The following is a 22497-nucleotide window of genomic DNA, read 5'->3' as shown; positions in this document are numbered from 1 at the left end:
CAGTGAAACGATGCATCGCCGATGGTAGTGTGGGGTTTCCCCATGTGAGAGTAGGTCATCGTCAAGATTAAATTCCAGAACCCCTGTTTGCTAACGCAAACAGGGGTTTTGTTTTGGGCGGTCGAAAAGACAGCTAACATCCCAGTTCCGCCAATAACTGCCCACAGTGCTAAAGTCGCACCCTCGATTTTGCTTTTCCCAAGGAAGCCGTTATGCCGGATGCAACGTCCCTCAGTGCTGGATTCATGGTGGTTCACGGCAACCGCCTGGACGAACTGCGCAGCCTGGTGGTCAGTTGGATGCGCCGCTACCCCCTGGCGCCCCTGCAAAATGAAATCGCCCTGGTACAAAGTAACGGCATCGCCCAGTGGCTGAAGCTGGCCCTGGCTGAAGACCCGGAAGATGACGATATGGGCGGTTGTGGCATCGCCGCCGCGATCGATGTGCAATTGCCCGGCAGCTTCATGTGGCAGCTTTACCGCATGGTTCTGGGCCGAGATGAAATTCCGCCCAAATCCCTGCTCGATAAAGCCCCACTGACCTGGCGTCTAATGCGCCTGCTCCCAGAGCTTATCGATCAGCCGCACTTCGAACCGCTGCAGCGCTTCCTTACCCACGACACCGACCTGCGTAAACGCTACCAGCTCGCCGAACGCCTGGCGGACTTGTTCGACCAATATCAGGTTTATCGCGCCGACTGGCTGGAGGACTGGGCCGCCGGTCGCCACCAATTGCGTAACGGCCGAGGCGAAACCAAGCCCCTCAACCCGGCTAACTGCTGGCAAGCCGAACTGTGGCGTGCATTGTTGCTGGATGTAGGTGAAGAGGGCATGGCCGAAAGCCGTGCCGGCGTTCACCAGCGATTCATCGAGCGCATCAATTCGCTGGAGAGCGCCCCACCAGGCTTGCCATCTCGAGTCATCGTCTTCGGCATCTCCTCGTTGCCAGCACAGGCGCTTGAAGCCTTTGCCGGCCTGGCGCGATTCAGCCAAGTCCTGCTCTGCGTGCACAACCCTTGTCGCCATCATTGGGCCGACATCGTCGCTGACAAAGACCTGCTGCGTAACGAATACAAACGCCAAGCGCGCAAAGCAGGCATGCCGGTCACCATCGACCCACAAACCCTGCACCAGCACGCCCACCCGTTACTGGCCGCCTGGGGCAAGCAAGGCCGTGACTACATCAGCCTGTTGGACAGTTACGACGACCCCAATAGCTACCGGGCCGCATTCCGCGATGGCCGCATCGACCTGTTCAGCGACAGCGAGCCCACCACGCTGCTCAACCAGCTCCAGGACGATATCTTCGAACTGCGCCCACTCAACGAAACCCGCGAGCTATGGCCTGCCGTCGATCTGGAATGCGATACCTCAATCCGCTTCCACATTGCCCACAGTGCCCAACGCGAAGTCGAAATCCTTCACGACCAACTGCTCCAGCGCTTCAGTGTCGACGCTACGCTGCGGCCCCGGGACATCATCGTCATGGTCCCCGACGTCGACAGCTACGCGCCCCACATCCGCGCCGTGTTCGGTCAGCTTGAGCGCAACGATCCACGCTTTATCCCGTTCACCCTGACCGACCAAGGCCAACGCGGTCGCGACCCTCTGCTCATTGCCGTCGAACACCTGCTGAAACTCCCCGACAGCCGCTTCCCCGTCAGCGAAATCCTCGACCTGCTTGATGTTCCTGCCTTACGCGAACGTTTTGCCATCAAGGAGCGCGATCTGCCCACGTTGCACCGCTGGATCGAAGGCGCCGGTATCCGTTGGGGGCTTAACGCCGAACAACGTGCCGGGCTCGGACTGCCAACGGAGCTGGAACAAAACAGCTGGCGTTTCGGCCTTCGCCGCATGTTGCTCGGTTACGCAGTGGGCACCGGTGCTGCGTGTGACGGCATTGAGCCCTATGACGAAATCGGTGGCCTCGACGCCGCACTGATCGGCCCGCTCGTCGCCTTGCTCGACGCACTCAATGACGCTCATCAAGCCTTGTCGCAACCCGCGCCTCCGAAAGAGTGGGGCGAACGCCTGCAGCGCCTGATGCAATTGTTTTTCCTACCCAGCAGCGAACACGACGACTACCTGATGGGCCAGCTCGAACAACTCCGGGAAACCTGGCTGGAGACCTGCGAGTCCGTAGGCTTGCAGGACGAGTTACCCCTCACTGTCGTCCGCGAGGCCTGGCTGGCTGGCCTCGACCAGGGTCGCCTGTCCCAGCGATTCCTCGCCGGAGCTGTCAATTTTTGCACCCTGATGCCCATGCGTGCGATCCCCTTCAAGCTGGTTTGCCTGCTCGGCATGAACGACGGCGATTACCCGCGCGCGCAACCTCCGTTGGACTTCGACCTGATGGGGAGCGACTACCGCCCCGGCGATCGTTCACGTCGTGAAGACGACCGTTATCTGCTGCTCGAAGCCGTGCTTTCAGCGCGTGACCAGCTATACATCAGTTGGGTTGGCCGTAGCATCCGTGACAATAGCGATCGCCCGGCATCGGTACTGGTCGGCCAACTGCGTGACCATCTCAGCAGTGGCTGGCACCACGCACACAGCGACCAACCGTTGATCGAAGCGATGACACAAGAGCATCCGCTGCAACCGTTCAGCGCCCGCTACTTCCATGAGGGCGACGCGCTATTCAGCTACGCGCGCGAATGGCAGTTACTCCATGAAGCATCCGATGCCCTCCCGACGGATCACGACCTGGCACCCCACCAACAGGAAGAGCCCCTGAGTCTCGGCCAGCTCCAAGACTTCCTGCGCAACCCGGTAAAACATTTCTTCAGTCAACGTCTGAAAGTGTTCTTCGAAGCCGCCGAAGTGCCACTCGCTGACGAAGAGCCCTTCGTTCTCGACGCATTACAACGCTACAGCTTGAGCGACAGCCTGCTCAACGCCGCGCTCACCCAACCCGATCACTTTGATCAGGCCCTGAACGCCCAGGCCCTGCGCTTGCAAGGCAGTGGCCTGTTGCCGATGGTTGGTTTCGGCGAATACCTGCGCAACGAACTGATCGAGCCCTTGCCTGACCTGCTGCGGCGCCACCAGCAACTTCTGGCCCTGTGGCCCACGCCGCACCCCGGCGCCGAACCGGTCAGTTTTGAGCATCATGGTGTTCAGTTGGAAGGCTGGATCAGCGGCCTGCATCGACGCAGTGATGGCGGGTTGCTGAGCGTCACCACCATTCCCAACAGCATTGGCTCGATCAAGACCCGCAAGTGGCACCGCCTGATTCGGCCCTGGGTCAATCACGTGGTTGCCTGCGCCTGCGGCCTGCCGTTAAGCACTGGCCTGGTGGCCAGCGACGACACCTTGCTCCTGTCACCTCTGGATCAATCCAATGCCCAGGACGTGCTCGGCAACCTACTGCTCGCCTGGCACGTCGGAATGAGTAAACCGCTGCCTGTCGCCGTCAAGACTGCTTTTGCCTGGCTCGGCCAAACCGATCCCGCGAAGGCGCAGGCGGCCGCCAGTAAAGCCTACGAAGGTGATGGCCTGACCACCGATGGCGAACGTCGCGAAGCCCCGGCGCTCACCCGGCAATTTCCCGACTACGCCACACTCATCGCCAGCGAAGAATTCGAAGGTTGGTGCGAAACCTTGTATCGCCCCCTGCTCAACGCCCCGTGGCGATCACTCACCGGCGAGGAGGCCAGCGCATGACCAGCAAAGCCTTGGCCCTGGCCTTCCCGCTCAAAGGCAGCCAGCTGATTGAAGCCAGTGCCGGCACCGGCAAGACGTTCACCATCTCGGCCCTCTACCTGCGCCTGGTCCTCGGCCATGGTGGCGACGACGCGGGCTTTGGTCGTGAGCTGCTGCCGCCGCAAATCCTGGTGGTGACCTTCACCGACGCGGCCACCAAGGAGCTGCGCGAACGGATCCGTATCCGTCTGGCTGAAGCCGCTCGCTTTTTCCGCGAAGAAATTGAACAGCCCGACGCGCTCATCGCCGATCTGCGCGCCGACTACTCACCGGAACAATGGCCCGCCTGCGCGAACCGCCTGGACATCGCCGCCCAGTGGATGGATGAAGCCGCCGTCTCGACCATCCACAGTTGGTGCCAGCGCATGCTGCGCGAACACGCTTTCGACAGCGGCAGCCTGTTCACGCAAACCCTGGAAACCGACCACAGCGACTTGCTTGGCGAAGTGTTGCGCGATTACTGGCGACTGTTCTGCTACCCGATGCACGACGACGCGCTCAACTGGGTGCGCAATAACTGGGGTGGACCCGCAGCGCTGATGCCTCGGGTACGCGCGCTGTTTGGCAGCGAACGGCCTACTGGTGAGACCCGCGAGCCCGCCGAGCTGATCAACGCCTGCCTGCAGGAACGCCGCGAAGCGCTGATAACACTCAAGGCCCCCTGGCAACAATGGGCCGCCGAGTTGCGTGACATCTGCCTGCAAGCCGTGGCTGCCAAAGCCGTTGACGGTCGCAAGATGCAAGCGCGTTATTTCGAGCCCTGGTTCGAAAAGATCAGCGCCTGGGCCGCTGACGAAACCCTCGAGCAACTGGACATCGGCACCGGCTTCACGCGTTTGACGCCCGACGGCATCGCCGAAGCCTGGAAAGGCGAACCGCCGCAGCATCCCGGCATCGATGCCATGGCCGGCCTCAAGGCGGCCCTTGATGCGCTGCCGACACCCGACGCGGCCGTGTTGCAACACGCCGCCGGCTGGGTGGGCAAACGCTTCGAGGAAGAAAAGCGTCGTCGCGCCGAAATGGGCTTTGACGACATGCTCATCCGCCTCAACGCAGCCCTGCAGGCCGACGGTGGCGAGCGACTGGCCAGTGTGATCCGGGAGCAATTCCCGGTGGCGTTGATCGACGAGTTCCAGGACACCGACCCGGTGCAATACAGCATTTTCGACAGCATTTACCGCATCGAAGAGAATCACCTCGACAGCGGGCTGTTCCTGATCGGCGACCCCAAGCAGGCGATCTACGCCTTCCGTGGCGCCGACATCTACACTTACCTGCGCGCCCGACAGTCCACTACCGGTCGCCACCACACACTGGGCACCAACTTCCGCTCCAGCCATGCGATGGTCGAAGCGGTGAACCACGTGTTCCAGCGTGCCGAAACAGGCCGCGGTGCGTTCCTGTTCCGCGAGCCTCATGGCGAAAACCCGGTGCCTTTCCACTCGGTGCTGTCCCAGGGCCGCAAGGAACAATTGCAAGTCGGTGGCCAAACGCTGCCGGCGATGAACCTCTGGCACTTGCCCACTGACCAGCCGGTTTCCAATGCGGTTTATCGTCAGCAACTGGCAGCCGCCTGCGCCACGCACATTGTTGAATTGCTCAACGGCGGACAACAAGGTACTGCCGGCTTCCTACAAGCGGACGCAAGTTTCAACGGCGTGCTTCCGTCAGATATCGCCATCCTCGTGCGCGACGGCAAGGAAGCCCAGGCCGTGCGGGCCGAACTGGCCGCCCGTGGCGTACGTAGCGTGTACCTTTCCGACAAGGACTCGGTCTTCGCTGCCCAGGAAGCCCACGACCTGCTGGCCTGGCTCAAGGCGTGCGCCGAGCCGGATGTCGAGCGTCCGCTGCGCGCCGCCTTGGCTTGCGTCACCCTTGACCTGTCACTGCTGGAACTGGAGCGTCTGAACCAGGATGAGCTCGCGTGGGAAAGCCGCGTCATGCAGTTCCGTGGCTACCGTGCGATCTGGCGTACCCAAGGCGTGCTGCCGATGCTGCGCCGCCTGCTGCACGACTTCAAACTGCCGCAAACCCTGATCGCACGCAGCGATGGCGAACGTGTGCTGACCAACCTGCTGCACCTCAGCGAACTGCTGCAACAGGCCGCCTCGGAACTGGACGGCGAACAGGCACTGATCCGTCATTTGGCCGAACACCTGGCGCTCTCGGGTCAAGCGGGCGAGGAACAAATCCTGCGCCTGGAAAGTGATGAGCAACTGGTCAAGGTGGTGACGATCCACAAGTCAAAAGGCCTTGAGTACGACCTGGTTTTCCTGCCTTTCATCTGCTCGGCCAAACCGGTGGATGGCAGCCGCTTGCCGCTGCACTACCACGATGAACACGGTAAATCCCAAGTCAGCCTGCGCCCTACGCCTGAATTGATCGTCCAGGCCGACAACGAACGCCTGGCCGAAGACCTGCGCCTGTTCTACGTAGCCCTGACCCGCGCCAAGCATGCGTGCTGGTTGGGCATCGCCGACCTCAAGCGCGGTAACAGCAACAGCTCCGTGCTGCACCTGTCGGCGCTGGGTTATTTGCTCGGTGCGGGAGCGCCGTTGGGGGAGTCTGCCGGCCTGGCGCGTTGGCTGTTGGACCTGCAAGCAGGTTGCCCTGCCATCGACTATGCCCAGGTGCCCGAAGCGCAAGATATCGTCTTTCACCCACCCCGCAACGAAGCCACGTTGCGAGCGCCATTGCTGCCCAAGCGCAAGGCTGCGGAAAACTGGTGGATTGCCTCCTACAGTGCCTTGCGCATCGGCGACAGCATGAGCGCCGCCACGCTCGAAGCGCCGGAAAGCCCACAGGCCCAGAAGCTGTTCGATGACGAGCGTCTCGACCCGGATGCTCCACGCGAAGTGGCGGCGTCCGGCGGGGATATTCACCGCTTCCCACGCGGTCCTAACCCAGGGACCTTCCTCCACGGTCTGTTGGAATGGGCGGGGGAGGAGGGCTTCAACGTCACGCCCGAGGCCATCGAAAAGGCCGTGGGCGCTCGCTGCAACCGTCGCAACTGGGAAGGCTGGATCATCACCCTCAGCGATTGGCTCGGCCACCTGCTGCAAACACCACTGCCGGTGGATGACGGTCACGTTTCCCTCAGCCGTTTGCAGCAGTACCAGATCGAGATGGAGTTCTGGTTCGCCAGCCACAAAGTCGACGTGCTCGCCCTCGATAAACTGGTGTGCCAATACACCCACAGCGGCGTTTCCCGCGTCGCCGCCGAGCCCGTGCTGCTCAACGGCATGTTCAAGGGTTTTATCGATTTGACCTTTGAACATGATGGCCGCTACTACGTGGCCGATTACAAATCCAACTGGCTCGGTCCCGACGATTCGGCATACACCCAGGACGCCATGGAACAGTCGATCCTCGAGCACCGTTACGACCTGCAATACGTGCTTTACCTGCTGGCCCTGCACCGCCAACTCAAGGCGCGCCTGCCGGACTACGACTACGACCGCCATGTTGGCGGCGCGCTGTACCTGTTCCTGCGCGGTACACAGTCCACGAGCCAGGGGGCGTATTTCACCAGGCCACCACGGGACCTGATCGAAGGCCTGGACCTGTTGTTCCAGGGCAAGCCCATCCCGCCCAAGGCTGAGCCCGCCTGGGAACAAGGAGTGCTGTTATGAGCCTGTCGCCGTTACCGCTTGAGGAGCTGATGCCCCTCAGCCGCGCCGCCGACCTGGTGCAGCTGCTGGAACGCTGGGTGGATCGGGGTTGGTTGCGTGCCCTGGACAAAGCCTTCGTAGGCTTTCTGCACGAGCTAGATCCGCAGTCTGACCCGCTGGTGCTGCTGGCCGCCGCGCTGACCAGCCATCAACTGGGCCATGGCCACGTCTGCCTCGATCTGTTCGAAACGCTCAAGGCGCCGTACTTCGCGCTGTCGTTGCCGCCTGAAGGCGACCTGCAAACCGGCGCCATGCTGCTGCCTTCGCAGTTGCTCGAAGGCCTGGACGGCGCCCACTGGTGCCATGCGCTTGCCGCCAGCCACCTGGTCGCGCTGGCAGGCGATGGCAGCGAATCCGCCCGAAGTCGCCCATTGGTCCTGTCCGGCAAGCGTCTTTATCTGCGCCGCTACTGGACCTATGAGCGACGCATCGACACCGCCTTGCGCTTGCGTCTCGCCACCCATGAAAGTGTCGCCGCCGATTTGCCGCAGCGCTTGGACAGCCTGTTCGACCAACCGCCACCCGACGGCGTGATCGACTGGCAAAAGCTCGCCTGCGCCCTGGCCACTCGCGGTGCATTCAGCATCGTCACGGGTGGCCCCGGCACCGGCAAGACCACCACCGTGGTGCGTCTGCTCGCGCTGTTACAGGCGCCGGCTGTGGAAACCGGCAGCCCGTTGCGCATTCGCCTGGCCGCGCCCACCGGCAAGGCCGCGGCGCGCCTCACCGAGTCCATCAGCCAGCAAGTGCTGTCGCTGAAAGTGCCGGACAACGTGAAGGAAAAAATCCCGACCCAGGTCACCACTGTCCACCGCCTGCTGGGCAGTCGCCCGGGCACGCGGCATTTCCGTCATCACATCGGCAACCCATTGCCCCTGGACGTGCTGGTCGTCGACGAAGCCTCGATGATCGACCTGGAAATGATGGCCAACCTGCTCGACGCCCTGCCGCCGCATGCACGCCTGGTGCTGCTGGGCGACAAGGACCAATTGGCGTCGGTAGAAGCGGGGGCCGTACTCGGCGATCTATGCCGCGACGCCGAAGCCGGCTTCTACAGCGCCGAGACCCGCCAATGGCTGCAAGCCGTCAGTGGCGAAGACCTCAGCGCCAGTGGCCTGCAGGCCGACCTCGATGGCAGCCATCCCCTGGCCCAGCAAGTGGTGATGTTGCGCTACTCGCGACGTTTCGGCGAAGGCAGTGGCATCGGCCAACTGGCGCGTTGGGTCAACCAGCAAGACGCTGAGGAAGCTCGCAAGCTACTGGCAGCGCGCAGCCACAGCGACCTGTTCTGCGTCAGCCTCAAGGGCGAGCACGACCACGCCCTCGAGCGTCTGGTCCTGGACGGGCAGGGTAGCGACGGCGCCCAGGGTTATCGTTACTACCTCAACCTGCTGCAAAGCGCGAGGCCCGGGCCAGGCACCCCGCGCGAAGACCCTGCCTGGACCCACTGGGCGCAACAACTGCTGCAAGCCTTCGACGCGTTCCAACTGCTCTGTGCGGTGCGCAAAGGCCCCTGGGGCGTGGAAGGCCTGAACCTGCGCATCACCGCGGCCCTGCGCAAGGTGCGGCTGATCGAAGGCGAGGAGCAATGGTACGAAGGCCGCCCGGTGCTGATGACCCGCAACGATTACGGCCTGGGGTTGATGAACGGTGATATCGGCATCGCCCTCAAATTGCCCGAAAGTGACGGTGGCCCCCAGGTGCTGCGTGTCGCCTTCCCGCGTAATGATGGCCAGGGCGGCGTGCGTTTCGTACTGCCCAGCCGCCTGAATGATGTGGAAACCGTGTACGCCATGACCGTGCACAAATCCCAGGGCTCGGAGTTCACCCATACCGCGCTGATCCTGCCGGATGCGTTGAACCCGGTGCTCACCAAGGAGTTGATCTACACCGGCATCACCCGGGCCAAGCGCTGGTTCAGCTTGATCGAACCCCGGGGTGGCGTGTTTGAAGAAGCGGTAAGACGCAAGGTCAAGCGCTTGAGCGGGTTGATGCTGGAGTTGGGGCACGAGCCTGAGAAAATTGACTGACAGGTCATGCACTATTTCTGATTCAGGCGCCTGATTTTTCTGAAAAAATAGCGTGCCCCGCAAAGACCGGTCTTCGCGGGGTTTTGCGCCGCTGTGCTATCGTTGCGGCATCATTTAGAAAACATCTGAGAGAATTGCTGCATGAACGTGGCTGTCTCGCCCACAGAGCGCAGTTTGAGCTGGAGACGCAGGCTACTGATGGCGGTCCTGTGTGTGCTCGCGCCACACGTGTTCGCCCAGGCACCCGACCCCGCAGACCTGGCCGCCCAACGCGCCGAGTCGGTCACCCAAGTGGTGCTCGGTATCCTCAGCTATGCGCGTTGGCCGGTAGAGCCTGCGCAATTGCGCCTGTGTATCGTCGGCCCGACCCAATACACCGACGACCTGATCAAAGGCACCACCCAGGCCACCGGCCGTCCGGTCGTGGTGCAGCGCCTGCTGGCCAGCCATCCTGAAATCGTCAATGCATGTGATGCGGTGTACATCGGCAAACTCAGTGCCGATGAGCGCAGCCATTTGTTTACCTCGTTGATCGGTCACCCGGTGCTGAGCATCAGCGAAGGTGGCGACCAATGCACGGTGGGCAGCCTTTTCTGCCTGCGGGTGGGGGATGAGCAAGTGTCGTTCGAGGTCAACCTCGACTCCGTGGCACGTAGCGGCGTGCGCATTCACCCCAGCGTGCTGCAGTTGTCCCGTCGCCGAGCACCTGCGCCATGAGGGGAGATAAGGTGCGACCGACCCTGCGCTCCGTCATCGGCCGAGGGCACCTCATCCTGGCGCTGCTGGCAGTGACCCTGGCGAGCGTCTCGCTGACCCTGCTTGGCGTGTTGGCGCTGCGAGTTTATGCCGAACACAACTTGCACCTGATCGCACGCTCCATCAACTACACCGTGGAAGCGGCGGTGGTGTTCAACGACAGCGCCGCGGCCACTGAAGCCCTCAGCCTGATTGCCTCCACCGAAGAGGTGGCCAACGCCGAAGTCTTCGACGCCAATGGCAAGTTGCTGGCGCAGTGGATACGCCCGGATACCGGCATGCTCTCGCGGGTTGAACTGGAACTGGCGCATACCCTGCTTGAGCAACCCATCAGCCAGCCGATCCTCCATCAAGGGCGAGCCATTGGCAGCACTCATCTCACCGGTCACGGCGGTAGCCTGCTGCGCTTCCTGCTCAGCGGCCTGGCCGGGATTCTCATCTGCACCGCGCTCAGTGCGTGGATCGCGCTGCACCTGGCGCGACGCTTGTTGCGCGGCATCACCGGCCCGCTGCAAAGCCTCGCCGCCGTGGCCCACGCCGCCCGCAGCGAACGCGACTTCGACCGCCGCGTGCCGCCGGCGAAAATCGCCGAACTCGACAGCCTGGGCAGTGACTTCAACGCCTTGCTCGGCGAGATGGAAGCCTGGCAAAGCCACCTGCAAAGCGAAAACGAATCCCTCGCCCACCAGGCCAACCACGACAGCCTCACCGGCCTGCCCAACCGCGCCTTCTTTGAAGGCCGTTTGATCCGTGCCCTGCGAAGCGCGGCCAAGGTCAAGGAGCAGGTGGCGGTGCTTTACCTCGACAGCGACCGCTTCAAAGAGATCAACGACAGCTTTGGTCACGCCGCCGGTGATGCCGTCCTCGTGGCCGTTGCCGAGCGTGTGCGTGCGCAGTTGCGGGAAGACGATTTAGTCGCGCGCCTGGGCGGTGACGAATTCGCCATCCTGCTGGCGCCGTTGCACAAAGTGGAAGACGCCCGGCGCATCGCCGACAAGATCATCGCCAGCATGGACCTGCCAATCCCCGTGCCCGGCAATACCCAGGTATTGACCTCCCTCAGTATCGGCATCGCCATCTACCCCGATCATGGCGCCACCCCAGGTGCCTTACTCAATGCCGCCGACGCAGCGATGTACCAGGCCAAGCGTCTGTCCTCGGGCGGCCAGCAAACGGCGGAGTCGGAGCACTCTGCCGCCAACGTTCACCACAGGAGCTGACCCCTTGTTCTCGACCGCGCGTTTCATGTTTATCTCCCTGCTCGTCGCACTGCTCGCCCTCGGCGGCTGCCAGACGCCCCCGCCCAAAGGCCTGACCCCAGCGCAAGTGGCGGTCCTCAAGCAACAAGGCTTTGCGTTGACCGACGATGGCTGGGCCTTCGGCCTGTCCGGCAAAGTGCTGTTTGGCAGCGACGTCGAGACACTTAACCAACCCAGCACCGACATCGTCCAACGCATCGGCAAGGCCCTGCTGGGCGTGGGTATCGAGCGCGTTCGCGTCGACGGCCACACCGATGCGTCGGGCAAGGAAACCTACAACCAGCAACTGTCCCTGCGCCGCGCCAAAAGTGTGGCTGCGGTGTTGACCGGTGTGGGCATGAAGGAAGAAAACATCCAGCTGCGCGGGCTGGGCAGCAGTCAGCCAGTGGCGTCCAACGACACAGTGGCGGGACGCACCGAGAATCGGCGGGTGTCGATTGTGGTGATCGCGGACTGAGCCCGTCCCGCCGACCTCAATGTAAAACCCAATCAACTGTGGGAGCTGGTTTGCTGGCGATAGCGGTGTCTCAGTACTGGATGTACTGACGGACATACTGCCATCGCCGGCAAGCCAACTCCCACGGTGGGTTATGATGCTTCCCAAATTTGCAGTAGGGGTCACCACGGCATGTCGCTAAACCCAAACGGTAAGGTGCAATGGGGTAGAGAGTCTCTAGAAAACGTCCTGCAACTTAAAGCGAACCGTCGTTGATGGCCCTTTAATCCGCGAACCTGATCTCCCGCGTCTCCCCCATCAACAACCCCTGGTTCTGCTCGGTCACTTCCCTGATGTAATCCCACAACAACGTAATCCGCTTCAACTTCCTCAAGTCCTCCCGGCAGTACATCCAGAACTGCCGCGTAAGCGCAATCTGCTCCCCCAGCACCGGCAACAACCGTAGATCCTGTGCTGCCAGAAAACACGGCAATATCGCCATCGACCGCCCCTGTTGCGCCGCCACGTACTGGGCGATCACGCTGGTACTGCGCAGGCTGGCGCTGGCGCCGGGCACTACGTTCGCCAGGTACAGCAGCTCCGAACTGAACGCCAAGTCATCCACATAGCTGATAAACGGATGCTCGGCCAAATCCGCGGATTTGCGGATGGGCGGGTGTTGGTCCAGGTATTCCTGGGTCGCGTATAGCTGCAGTTTGTAGTCGCACAGCTTGCAGCACACATAGGGCCCGTGTTCCGGGCGCTCCAGGGCGATGACAATGTCGGCTTCGCGCTTGGACAGGCTGATGAAGTGGGGCAGGGGCAAGATGTCCACCGAGATGGCCGGGTAGGTGTCGACGAAGTGGCTCAGCTGCGGAGTGACAAAGAAGCTGCCGAAACCTTCGGTGCAGCCCATGCGCACGTGGCCGGACAGTGCCACGCCGGAGCCGGAGACTTGCTCGCAGGCCATGTGCAGGGTGCTTTCGATGGACTCGGCATAGCCCAGCAAACGCTGGCCTTCGGTGGTGAGGACGAAGCCGTTGGTCCGGGATTTTTCGAACAGCAGGGTGCCGAGGGACACTTCCAGCGAACTGATACGCCGCGACACCGTGGTGTAGTCCACCGCCAGGCGCTTGGCGGCCACGCTGGCCTTGCGGGTGCGGGCCACTTCGAGGAAAAACTTCAGGTCATCCCAGTTCAGGGAGCCCAGGGATGTGATGTTTTTTTGCATATTGGTCCGGCTTTTATGTGCGTTCTTATTAGAGATTTGCACATCTATACTCCAAAAACAGTCCGAACGCCTCATTCTTCAAGGCGATTCAACGCCTTGGTTCTCTGCATAACTATAAGATTTGGAGACCACATGAACGCATCTGCCGATATTTCCGTGCAACAGGTCAAGTTGCTGATCAACGGCGAGTGGGTCGAGTCCAAGACCACCGAGTGGCAAGACATCGTCAACCCGGCCACCCAGCAAGTGCTGGCCAAAGTCCCGTTCGCCACCGCCGATGAGGTCAACGCCGCCATCGACGCCGCCCACCGCGCCTTCCAGACCTGGAAGCTCACGCCGATCGGCGCGCGCATGCGCATCATGCTCAAGCTGCAGGCCTTGATCCGCGAACATTCCAAGCGCATTGCCGTGGTCCTCAGCAACGAGCAGGGCAAGACCATTGCAGATGCCGAAGGCGATATTTTCCGTGGCCTGGAAGTGGTGGAACACGCCTGCTCCATCGGCACCCTGCAAATGGGCGAGTTCGCTGAGAACGTTGCCGGTGGCGTCGACACCTACACGCTGCGCCAACCCATCGGCGTGTGCGCCGGCATCACGCCGTTCAACTTCCCGGCGATGATTCCGCTGTGGATGTTCCCGATGGCGATCGCCTGCGGTAACACGTTCGTCCTCAAGCCGTCCGAACAGGACCCGCTGTCGACCATGCTGCTGGTGGAGCTGGCGCTGGAAGCCGGTGTGCCGGCTGGCGTGCTCAACGTGGTGCACGGCGGCAAGGATGTGGTGGATGCGCTCTGCACCCACAAAGACATCAAGGCGGTGTCCTTCGTCGGCTCGACCGCCGTGGGCACCCATGTGTATGACCTGGCCGGCAAACATGGCAAGCGCGTGCAGTCGATGATGGGCGCCAAGAACCACGCCGTGGTGCTGCCGGATGCCAACCGCGAACACACCCTCAATGCCCTGGTGGGTGCGGGTTTCGGCGCAGCGGGTCAGCGTTGCATGGCCACGTCGGTGGTGGTGCTGGTGGGCGCGTCCAAGCAATGGCTGCCGGACCTCAAGGCGCTGGCGCAAAAGCTCAAGGTCAACGCGGGCAGCGAAGCCGGCACGGATGTGGGCCCGGTGATCTCCAAGCGCGCCAAGGCACGCATCCTCGAGCTGATCGAAAGCGGTGTGAAAGAAGGCGCCAAGCTGGAGCTCGACGGCCGCGACATCAAGGTGCCGGGCTTTGAGCAGGGCAACTTTGTCGGCCCGACCCTGTTCTCGGGCGTGACCCCCTCCATGCAGATCTACACCCAGGAAATCTTCGGCCCGGTGCTGGTGGTGCTGGAAGTCGACACCCTCGACCAGGCCATTGCGCTGGTCAATGCCAACCCATTCGGCAACGGCACCGGCCTGTTCACCCAGAGCGGTGCGGCGGCGCGCAAGTTCCAGAGCGAAATCGATGTAGGCCAGGTCGGTATCAATATCCCGATCCCGGTGCCGGTCCCCTTCTTCAGCTTCACGGGTTCGCGCGGTTCCAAGCTCGGCGACCTGGGCCCGTACGGCAAGCAAGTGGTGCAGTTCTACACCCAGACCAAAACCGTCACCAGCCGCTGGTTCGACGACGACACGGTCAACGATGGCGTCAACACCACCATCAACTTGCGCTGATACCGGGAGACGACCATGAAGATTGCATTTATCGGCTTGGGCAACATGGGCGCACCCATGGCCCGCAACCTGATCAAGGCCGGCCACGCGCTGAACCTGTTCGACCTGAACCAGGCAGTACTCAAGGAGTTGGCCGAACTGGGTGGCACCATCAGCGATTCACCGCGTGATGCCGCCAACGGTGCGGAGCTGGTGATTACCATGCTGCCGGCGGCGGCGCATGTGCGCAGCGTCTGGCTGAATGAAGACGGCGTACTCGCCGGTATCGGCAAGGGCGTACCGGCAGTGGATTGCAGCACCATCGACCCGCAAACCATCCGCGATGTAGCGGCGGCCGCGGCCAAGCAAGGTGTGGCCGTCGCCGACGCGCCGGTCTCGGGCGGCACCGGCGGCGCCCAGGCTGGCACCCTGACCTTCATGGTCGGCGCCACGCCGGAACTGTTTGCCACCCTGCAACCGGTGCTGGCGCAGATGGGCCGCAACATCGTGCTTTGCGGTGAGGTGGGCACTGGGCAAATCGCGAAGATCTGCAACAACCTGCTGTTGGGGATCAGCATGGTCGGCGTCAGCGAAGCCATGGCGCTTGGCGACGCGTTGGGCATCGACACCCAGGTGCTGGCCGGCATCATCAACAGCTCCACCGGGCGCTGCTGGAGTTCTGACACCTATAACCCATGGCCGGGCGTGATCGAGACTGCGCCATCGTCCCGTGGCTACACCGGTGGTTTCGGCGCCGACCTGATGCTCAAGGACCTGGGCCTCGCGACCGAGGCCGCGCGCCAGGCCAAGCAGCCCGTCATCCTGGGCGCCGTGGCCCAGCAGTTGTACCAATCGATGAGCCAGCGTGGGGAAGGGGGCAAGGACTTCTCAGCGATCATCAATAGCTATCGCAAGCCCAAGTAGGGGCGTTTCCGGGAGCCTGCTAATAGTGGGCTCCCGGGTTTTTGCGGCTCAAGCAAACACAAAATACTTGCGCACTGTCTCGACCACTTCCCACGTCCCCTTCATCCCCGGTTCCACCACGAAGATATCTCCAGCCCGCAAGTGAATCGGCGCCAGCCCATCGGGCGTGATGATGCAGTAGCCTTCCTGGAAGTGGCAGTATTCCCACTTCACGTAGTCCACGTACCACTTGCCCGGTGTGCAGATCCAGGTGCCCATGATCTTGCTGCCGTCTTCGCTGGTGTAGGCGTTGAGGTTGACGGTATGTGGGTCGCCCTCCAGCTTCTCCCATTTGCACGCGTCCAGGACGGGCAGTGGGTGGGTGTCGCGCAGTACGGTGATGGGCTTGGACATGATGACTCCGAGGCAGCGAATGGAAAGGTGCACCCTAAGGCCTCGGGCGTTGTGTCAGTGGTCTGAACTCGACATCGGGATGCCCAGAAGCGCAGGCAGGCGGTCATTCGGCAGGCACGGCGACATCCCGTGGGAGCCGGGCTTGCCCGCGATGGCGGCGGCACTGTTTGCATCGCCATCGCCTGACACACCGTCATCGCGGGCAAGCCCGGCTCCTACAGGGGAGGGGGAGGTGTTTCTGAACGGTAGATTTGTGCGCCTTGGCGCTATTTCTTCGCAGTAAGTGCGAAAGATTTCCCGCCTCGCGCCGGAATTCGCAAGAAAATTCGCGGCAGGCCCTCGTATCATTCACCGAAGTAACCGCCGAGAGCCTTCGAATGAACCCAATAAAAACGTGGTGGGATATCAGCCCGCCCTTGAGTACGGCGACCCCGACCTGGCCGGGGGATACGCCGTTCCAGGAAGAACGCGTGTGGCAGTTTGGCCCGGAGTGCCCGGTGAATGTCGGGCGTATCACCCTGTCGCCGCACACCGGTGCCCACGTGGATGCGCCGCTGCATTACAGCGCGGACGGCGCGCCCATCGGCGAGGTGTCGCTGGATGTCTACATGGGCGCATGCCGCGTACTGCATTGCCTGGACAGCGGTGCGCTGGTGCAGCCGCACCAGTTGGAGGGGCGTGTGGATAACCTGCCCGAGCGTGTGTTGCTGCGCACTTATCCACATGCGCCGCTGACCGAATGGGATGCGGACTTCACCGCCATCGCCCCGCAAACCATTGAGTTGCTCGCCAGCCTCGGCGTGCGCCTGGTCGGTATCGACACCCCGTCCCTTGACCCGCAACAGTCCAAGACCATGGATTCACACAACGCCGTGGCCCGCCATGGCATGGCGATTCTCGAAGGCATCGTGCTCGATGACGTACCGGAGGGCGACTATGAACTGATCGCGCTGCCGCTGCGTTTTGCCAACCTGGACGCGAGCCCGGTCCGCGCCATTCTCCGCCCGCTCAAGGAGCCCACGCGATGAGCCAATGTCCCTTCTCTGCCGATTACCAGCCGCCCGAAGAATGGCATAACGCCGAACTGAATTTTTCCGAGTCCATGAGCTACGGCGATTACCTGGACCTGGGCAAAGTCCTCAGCGCCCAGCACCCGCTGTCGCCCGACCACAACGAAATGCTGTTTATCATCCAGCACCAGACCTCCGAATTGTGGATGAAACTGATGCTCCACGAACTCAAGGCTGCCCGCGAACACGTGCGCCTGGGCGAGCTGCCGCCCGCGTTCAAGATGCTGGCGCGGGTGTCGCGCATCTTCGATCAACTGGTGCACGCCTGGGCGGTGCTGGCGACGATGACGCCGTCGGAATACAAGGCGATCCGGCCGTTCCTGGGGCAGTCGTCGGGGTTCCAGTCGTTCCAGTACCGCGAAATCGAATTTATCCTCGGCAATAAAAGCGCAGCACTGTTGCGGCCTCACGCCCATCGGCCGGAGCTGTTGAACGAGTTGAAAGTGGCAATCGCCACGCCGTCGCTGTATGACGAGGCGATCAACCTGATGATCAAGGCCGGCCTGGCGATTGATCCGAAACGTGCCGAGCGCGACCCGACGGCTGCGACGGTTCACGACGAGTCCGTGGAGGCGGCGTGGCGTGAGGTGTACCGCGACCCGACCCGCTACTGGGACCTGTATCAGTTGGCCGAGAAGTTTATCGACCTGGAGGATTCGTTCCGCCAATGGCGCTTCCGCCATGTGACCACGGTAGAGCGGATCATCGGCTTCCAGCCCGGCACTGGCGGCACGGAAGGTGTGGGGTATTTGCGCAAGATGCTCGACACGGTGTTGTTCCCCGAGTTGTGGCGAGTACGCTCGACGCTATAAACAAAAAGCCCCGGATCACCGGGGCTTTTCATTTGGCATGCATTCAAAACTGCAGGAGCTGGCTTGCCTGCGATGGCGCAGCTTCAGCCAGTCCACCCCGTGGCTGACACACCGCCATCGCGGGCACGCCCGGCTCCCCCAAATATCATTGTGCGTTGACGACCGCGTGACTCCTGCGCACCCGCAACCGATACGCCACATAGATAATCCCCACCCACACCGGCATCGCATACACCGACTCGCGAATGCCCGGGATCGCCAGCATCACACTGATGATCATCACCATGAATGCCAGGCACAGGTAGTTGCTGAACGGGAACCAGAAGGTCTTGAACGACGGCGTTACGCCTTGTTCACCCATGGCTTTGCGGAACTTGATGTGGGTGATGCTGATCAGCGCCCAGTTGATCATCAGCGAGGCAACCACCAGCGCAAACAGCCACTCCAGGGCACTCTGCGGTGCCACGTAGTTGACCACCACGCACAGCATCGTCACCAACGCCGAGATCGCCAGGGCCCGAATCGGCACGCCTTGCTTGTTCAGCTTCATCAGCGATTTGGGCGCATCGCCTTGCTCGGCCAGGCCGAACAGCATGCGGCTGTTGCAGTACACGCCGCTGTTGTACACCGAGAGCGCCGCGGTCAGCACCACGAAGTTGAGGATGTGCGCGGCGGTGTCGTTACCGATCAACGCGAAGATTTGCACGAACGGGCTGCCGCTGTAGGCATCGCCCGACGCGCCGAGGGTTTGCAGCAGCTGGTCCCATGGGTACAGCGACAGCAGCACGGTCAGGGCGCCGACGTAGAAAATCAGGATCCGGTACACCACCTGGTTGATCGCCTTCGGGATGACCTTGCGCGGCTCGCTGGCCTCGGCGGCGGTGATCCCCACCAGCTCCAGGCCACCGAACGAGAACATGATGAACGCCATGGACATCAACAGCCCCATGCCGCCATTCGGGAAGAACCCGCCGTGGCTCCACAGGTTGCTGATGGAGGCTTGTGGACCTCCGGTGCCGCTGAACAGCAGGTAGCAACCCAGGACGATCATGCCGACAATCGCCACCACCTTGATGATCGCGAACCAGAACTCGGCTTCCCCGAAGAACTTCACGTTCAGGGTGTTGATCAGGTTCACCGCGACAAAGAACACCAGTGCACTGACCCAGGTCGGGATCTCCGGCCACCAGAACTGGATGTATTTGCCCACCGCCGTCAGTTCGGCCATGCCCACCAGTACGTAGAGTACCCAGTAGTTCCAGCCCGCCAGGAAGCCTGCGTAGCCGCCCCAGTATTTGTGCGCGAAGTGGCTGAAGGAGCCGGCCACCGGCTCTTCGACGATCATCTCGCCGAGCTGGCGCATGATCAGGAACGCGATAAAACCGGCAATCGCGTAACCCAGGATCATCGACGGGCCCGCCGACTTGAGCACCCCGGCCGAGCCGAGGAACAACCCTGTGCCAATCGCCCCTCCCAAGGCGATCAGCTGAATGTGCCGGTTCTTCAGGCCACGCTTGAGGCCTACCGGGTTAACCATGTCATCCGCCATTAACATTCCCTTCTACTTGTTTTTCTCAGGGTTGAGTGCACGCCGCATCAGCCCCTCAGAAGTGCTGAGGGGTCAGATATTACTCTGCGTGAACTTTTCGTAATACAGCTGAACGCCATCAAGTGCCTGATCCGTCAGCCATTGCTGGATGGATTCGACCATTGGCGGGGGGCCGCACAGGTACATATCCGCCGATCTGTCCCGCAATTCGGCCAGGTCGAAATGGTCGGTGAGGTAGCCGCGCTTGCCGGGCCAGTCCTCTGAAGGTGCGCTGAGGACTTCGGTGTAGCGAAAACCCGGGATTTTCGCGGCATAGGCCTGGATGCGCGGCGCTTCGCACAAGTCTTCGGCACCGCGCACGCCGTAGTAGAGGTGCACGGGCTGGTCGCAACCATTGGCGGCCAGTTCATCGAGCATGCCGAGCAAGGCCGATAACCCGGTTCCACCCGCCACCAGTACCAATGGCTGGGTGACGTGACGCAAATAGAAGGCGCCAAGTGGTGCTTCCATCAACAGCTCATCGCCAACCTGGCAACGTTCGCGGATGTAATTGCTCATCACCCCATCAGGCAACAGGCGCAGCAGAAATTGCAGTTGATGGCCCGGAAGGTTGGCAAAGGAGTACGACCGCCAACTGTCCGTGCCCGGCACCGCCAAGCGCGCGTACTGGCCCGGCAGAAAATCCAGCGCCTGTTCCAACTGCACCTGCAGGATCGCCGTACTGGTCGACACTTGCTGCACCGCGCTCACCGTGCCACGCACCTGCACCGGGCCCGGCGCATTGCACAGGCTCGAATCAAAGTCGAAATAGAAGGTTGCATCGGACTTCACCCGCGTCTGGCAACTGAGCATCTTGCGTTGTTGCAGGTCGAGGCTGGAGAGGGCTTCCTCATCGACATAGTCCTGGCTGTAGTCGCCGGACTCGCAACGGCCCTGGCAGGTGCCGCAGACACCTTCGCGACAATCCAGAGGGATCTTGATGCCGTTGCGCAGCGCTGCATCCAACAGGATTTCATTGGCGCCCACCGGGAAAAACAGGGTCTTGCCGTCGGCAAAACTGAAGGCCACTTTGTGATTCATGTATTGCTCTCCGCGTATTTCTGACGTGCGCTCGCCACAACGCTCTCTGCTACAAGTGATAGAAATCGAGCACCGAATTAATCGTGTCGTTGAGCAGCAGCGCGTGCTTGCGGGTGATCAACCAGCTGTCGCCATCGGGTTTCAGGTGATAGGTGGCGTGGCCATAAAATTGCTCTGAGGTGGCCAGGCGATAGAACAGGGTGTGCCAGTTCAGTCGCACCTCCAGCGTGCCATCCGCCTGCTCGGCAATGCGCACGTTGTTGATCAGGTGCAAGGTGCGTGGCATCGGCGTGGCCGACGCGGCCTTGCCGGTGCGCAGGCGGAACACGCGGTCTTCCAGGCCCGAGCGGTTGGCGTAATAGATCAACGACATCTCGCGCTTGGGGTCGCGGGTGTAGACGTGCTCCGAGTCCCACTGCGGCAGGTGGAACTCGCTTTGCGAGTCGAACAACTGCACATAGGCATCCCAGTCCTGGGCGTCGCACAGCGCGGACTTGCGGTAGAAGAACTGCTCGATCTGGTACTGCAACTGGGCATTCATCACTTCACCTCCCGCAGTGTCAGCGCTTGCCTATCGAGGCCGTTGAGCAGGAACTGCTGCCAGTTGCGGTGCTGGTTGACGTAGAGGCCTTCGTGGGTGAACTCGGTGCCGGTCATCGCCGGTTGTATGCCGATGGCTTCGCTGTTGGGCGTGGGGCCGGTTTCCCAGCGGTGGCTGCCGCGTGAGATATCGCTCCAGCGTTCAAGCCGGCCCTGGAAACCGCGCTGGGCTTCGCGAAACTCCACCAGGTCATCCGGTGTGCCCATGCCGGACACGTTGAAGAAATCCTCGAACTGGCGGATCCGGTTTTCCCGGTCGGCATCGGACTCGTTCTTCACCCCCAGGCACTGGCTGATGATCTCGGTCTTGTTCCACGCCACCGGGCGGATGATGCGCAGCTGCGAGCTGATCTGGTCGAGGAAGAACAGGCTCGGGTAGATATTCAGGTTGCGCAGGCGGTGCATCATCCACTCGGCCTTTTGCTGGCCGTGTTCTTCCACCAGGCGCGGCATGATGGTGGCGTAGCCGGAGCGCACGCTGGGGTTGGGCATGTCGCTGAACAACAGGCTGTGGCCGTTATTGAACGCGAACCAGCCGTCATCGGTGTTGGCGTCGCCGGCGCCGAGCTTGCTGTAGTCCAGGGTGCTGCCTGCGCCTGTGCCGTTCTCGGTGTTTACCTGTTGGCGATGTTGCACCGTGGCCACGTAGTTGTAGTGCACGGTGCTGACGTGATAACCGTCCAGGCCGTTTTCGTTCTGCAGCTTCCAGTTGCCGTCGTAGGTGTAGGCGGATTTGCCCGGCAGCACTTCCAGCTCACCGGTAGCGGATTGGGCAACCATCATGTCGAAGAACACTTTGGCGTCGCCGAGGAAGTCTTCCAGGCCGTCGGTGCCATTCACGTCCAGGCTGATGAATACAAAGCCCCGGTAGCTCTCGATGCGTGCCTTTTTCAGGCCGCGTGTGGCTTTGTCGAAACCCTCCGGGTATTCCCCCGGTGCCTTGACCTTCACCAGTCGGCCGTCGCTCTTGTAGCACCAGGCATGGAACGGGCAGGTGAAGGTGGATTGGTTGCCCTTGCCGACCCGCGTCAGGGTGGTGCCGCGGTGCTGGCAGGCGTTGATCAACGCATTGAGCCGACCTTCGCCATCGCGGGTGATGATCATCGGCTGGCGCCCGGCGCGCATCGTCACGAAGTCGTGGTGATTGGCCAGTTCGCTTTCGTGGCAGGCGTAGATCCAGTTCTTTTCGAAGATCAGTTCCATCTCCAGATCGAACAGTTCCGGCTCGGTGAACATATCGCGGGCAATACGGAACACGTCGTCTGCCGGACGAAAGTCCAGGCAGCTTTCGATAAACGTTTTCCACTGCTCGACGCTTCTTGCACCACTCATGGGAGGCACCTTTTTGGGTAG

The 22497-nt window shown here is 61.9% G+C and carries 16 protein-coding genes; 10 read left to right on the top strand and 6 right to left on the bottom strand.

Annotation, left to right across the window (positions count from 1 at the left end; all coding sequences use genetic code 11):
- The first annotated feature begins 212 nt into the window (after positions 1-212).
- The 6 genes from recC to CQ002_RS14620 all read left to right on the top strand — a co-directional run bounded on the left by recC (position 213) and on the right by CQ002_RS14620 (position 11877).
- Positions 213-3665, top strand: a complete 3453-nt coding sequence (gene recC, locus CQ002_RS14645) for an exodeoxyribonuclease V subunit gamma (RefSeq protein ID WP_105162859.1) — start codon at positions 213-215, stop codon at positions 3663-3665.
- Positions 3662-7336, top strand: a complete 3675-nt coding sequence (gene recB / locus CQ002_RS14640; RefSeq protein ID WP_105162858.1) for an exodeoxyribonuclease V subunit beta — start codon at positions 3662-3664, stop codon at positions 7334-7336. The genes recC and recB overlap by 4 nt, the downstream gene beginning before the upstream one ends.
- On the top strand, positions 7333-9405 hold the full coding sequence (gene recD, locus CQ002_RS14635; protein ID WP_105162857.1) for an exodeoxyribonuclease V subunit alpha: 2073 nt from the start codon (positions 7333-7335) through the stop codon (positions 9403-9405). Before recB ends, recD begins: the two co-directional genes overlap by 4 nt.
- A gap of 141 nt (positions 9406-9546) precedes the next feature.
- A complete protein-coding gene (locus CQ002_RS14630; RefSeq protein WP_069078155.1) occupies positions 9547-10122 on the top strand; it encodes a YfiR family protein in 576 nt (191 codons plus the stop codon).
- Positions 10119-11381 (top strand): diguanylate cyclase domain-containing protein, encoded by a 1263-nt coding sequence (locus CQ002_RS14625; RefSeq protein ID WP_034109356.1) that lies wholly within the window; start codon positions 10119-10121, stop codon positions 11379-11381. The genes CQ002_RS14630 and CQ002_RS14625 overlap by 4 nt, the downstream gene beginning before the upstream one ends.
- A 4-nt stretch (positions 11382-11385) precedes the next feature.
- The gene (locus CQ002_RS14620; protein ID WP_034109355.1) at positions 11386-11877 is read left to right on the top strand and encodes an OmpA family protein; all 492 of its coding nucleotides are present in this window, start codon (positions 11386-11388) and stop codon (positions 11875-11877) included.
- Positions 11878-12139: 262 nt separating this feature from the next.
- Here the strand turns inward: CQ002_RS14620 and CQ002_RS14615 are convergent, their stop codons facing one another.
- On the bottom strand, positions 12140-13087 hold the full coding sequence (locus CQ002_RS14615; protein ID WP_034109354.1) for a LysR family transcriptional regulator: 948 nt from the start codon (positions 13085-13087) through the stop codon (positions 12140-12142).
- A gap of 132 nt (positions 13088-13219) precedes the next feature.
- Between CQ002_RS14615 and CQ002_RS14610 the strand changes: the two genes are divergently transcribed.
- The gene (locus tag CQ002_RS14610; protein WP_034109353.1) at positions 13220-14737 is read left to right on the top strand and encodes a CoA-acylating methylmalonate-semialdehyde dehydrogenase; all 1518 of its coding nucleotides are present in this window, start codon (positions 13220-13222) and stop codon (positions 14735-14737) included.
- A gap of 15 nt (positions 14738-14752) precedes the next feature.
- Complete coding sequence (gene mmsB, locus CQ002_RS14605; protein ID WP_105162856.1) at positions 14753-15640, top strand: 3-hydroxyisobutyrate dehydrogenase; 888 nt, start codon at positions 14753-14755, stop codon at positions 15638-15640.
- 48 nt (positions 15641-15688) lie between these two features.
- On the opposite strand, the gene CQ002_RS14600 is transcribed toward mmsB, so the two are convergent.
- On the bottom strand, positions 15689-16033 hold the full coding sequence (locus CQ002_RS14600) for a cupin domain-containing protein (RefSeq protein ID WP_034109351.1): 345 nt from the start codon (positions 16031-16033) through the stop codon (positions 15689-15691).
- Positions 16034-16410: 377 nt separating this feature from the next.
- Between CQ002_RS14600 and kynB the strand changes: the two genes are divergently transcribed.
- Together kynB and kynA are read left to right on the top strand one after the other, a co-directional pair.
- A complete protein-coding gene (kynB, locus tag CQ002_RS14595; protein ID WP_098467368.1) occupies positions 16411-17061 on the top strand; it encodes an arylformamidase in 651 nt (216 codons plus the stop codon).
- Positions 17058-17915: a tryptophan 2,3-dioxygenase gene (gene kynA, locus CQ002_RS14590; RefSeq protein ID WP_034109349.1), complete on the top strand. Its 858-nt coding sequence runs from the start codon at positions 17058-17060 to the stop codon at positions 17913-17915. Before kynB ends, kynA begins: the two co-directional genes overlap by 4 nt.
- 145 nt (positions 17916-18060) lie before the next feature.
- Here the strand turns inward: kynA and CQ002_RS14585 are convergent, their stop codons facing one another.
- From CQ002_RS14585 to antA, 4 genes are all read right to left on the bottom strand, one after another.
- Complete coding sequence (locus CQ002_RS14585; RefSeq protein ID WP_034109348.1) at positions 18061-19464, bottom strand: amino acid permease; 1404 nt, start codon at positions 19462-19464, stop codon at positions 18061-18063.
- 72 nt (positions 19465-19536) lie between these two features.
- Positions 19537-20544, bottom strand: coding sequence for an anthranilate 1,2-dioxygenase electron transfer component AntC (antC, locus tag CQ002_RS14580; RefSeq protein ID WP_105162855.1), 1008 nt, complete (start codon positions 20542-20544; stop codon positions 19537-19539).
- Positions 20545-20593: 49 nt separating this feature from the next.
- On the bottom strand, positions 20594-21085 hold the full coding sequence (antB, locus tag CQ002_RS14575) for an anthranilate 1,2-dioxygenase small subunit (RefSeq protein ID WP_034109346.1): 492 nt from the start codon (positions 21083-21085) through the stop codon (positions 20594-20596).
- Complete coding sequence (gene antA, locus CQ002_RS14570) at positions 21085-22476, bottom strand: anthranilate 1,2-dioxygenase large subunit (protein ID WP_034109345.1); 1392 nt, start codon at positions 22474-22476, stop codon at positions 21085-21087. Before antA ends, antB begins: the two co-directional genes overlap by 1 nt.
- Positions 22477-22497 lie beyond the last annotated feature (21 nt).

It is taken from the genome of Pseudomonas sp. MYb13 (genome assembly GCF_002980075.1).
In the GTDB taxonomy this organism is placed as follows: domain Bacteria; phylum Pseudomonadota; class Gammaproteobacteria; order Pseudomonadales; family Pseudomonadaceae; genus Aquipseudomonas; species Aquipseudomonas lurida.
The sequence above is the reverse complement of the archived record's forward strand: the minus strand, read 5'-3'. Positions and strand labels throughout refer to the sequence as shown.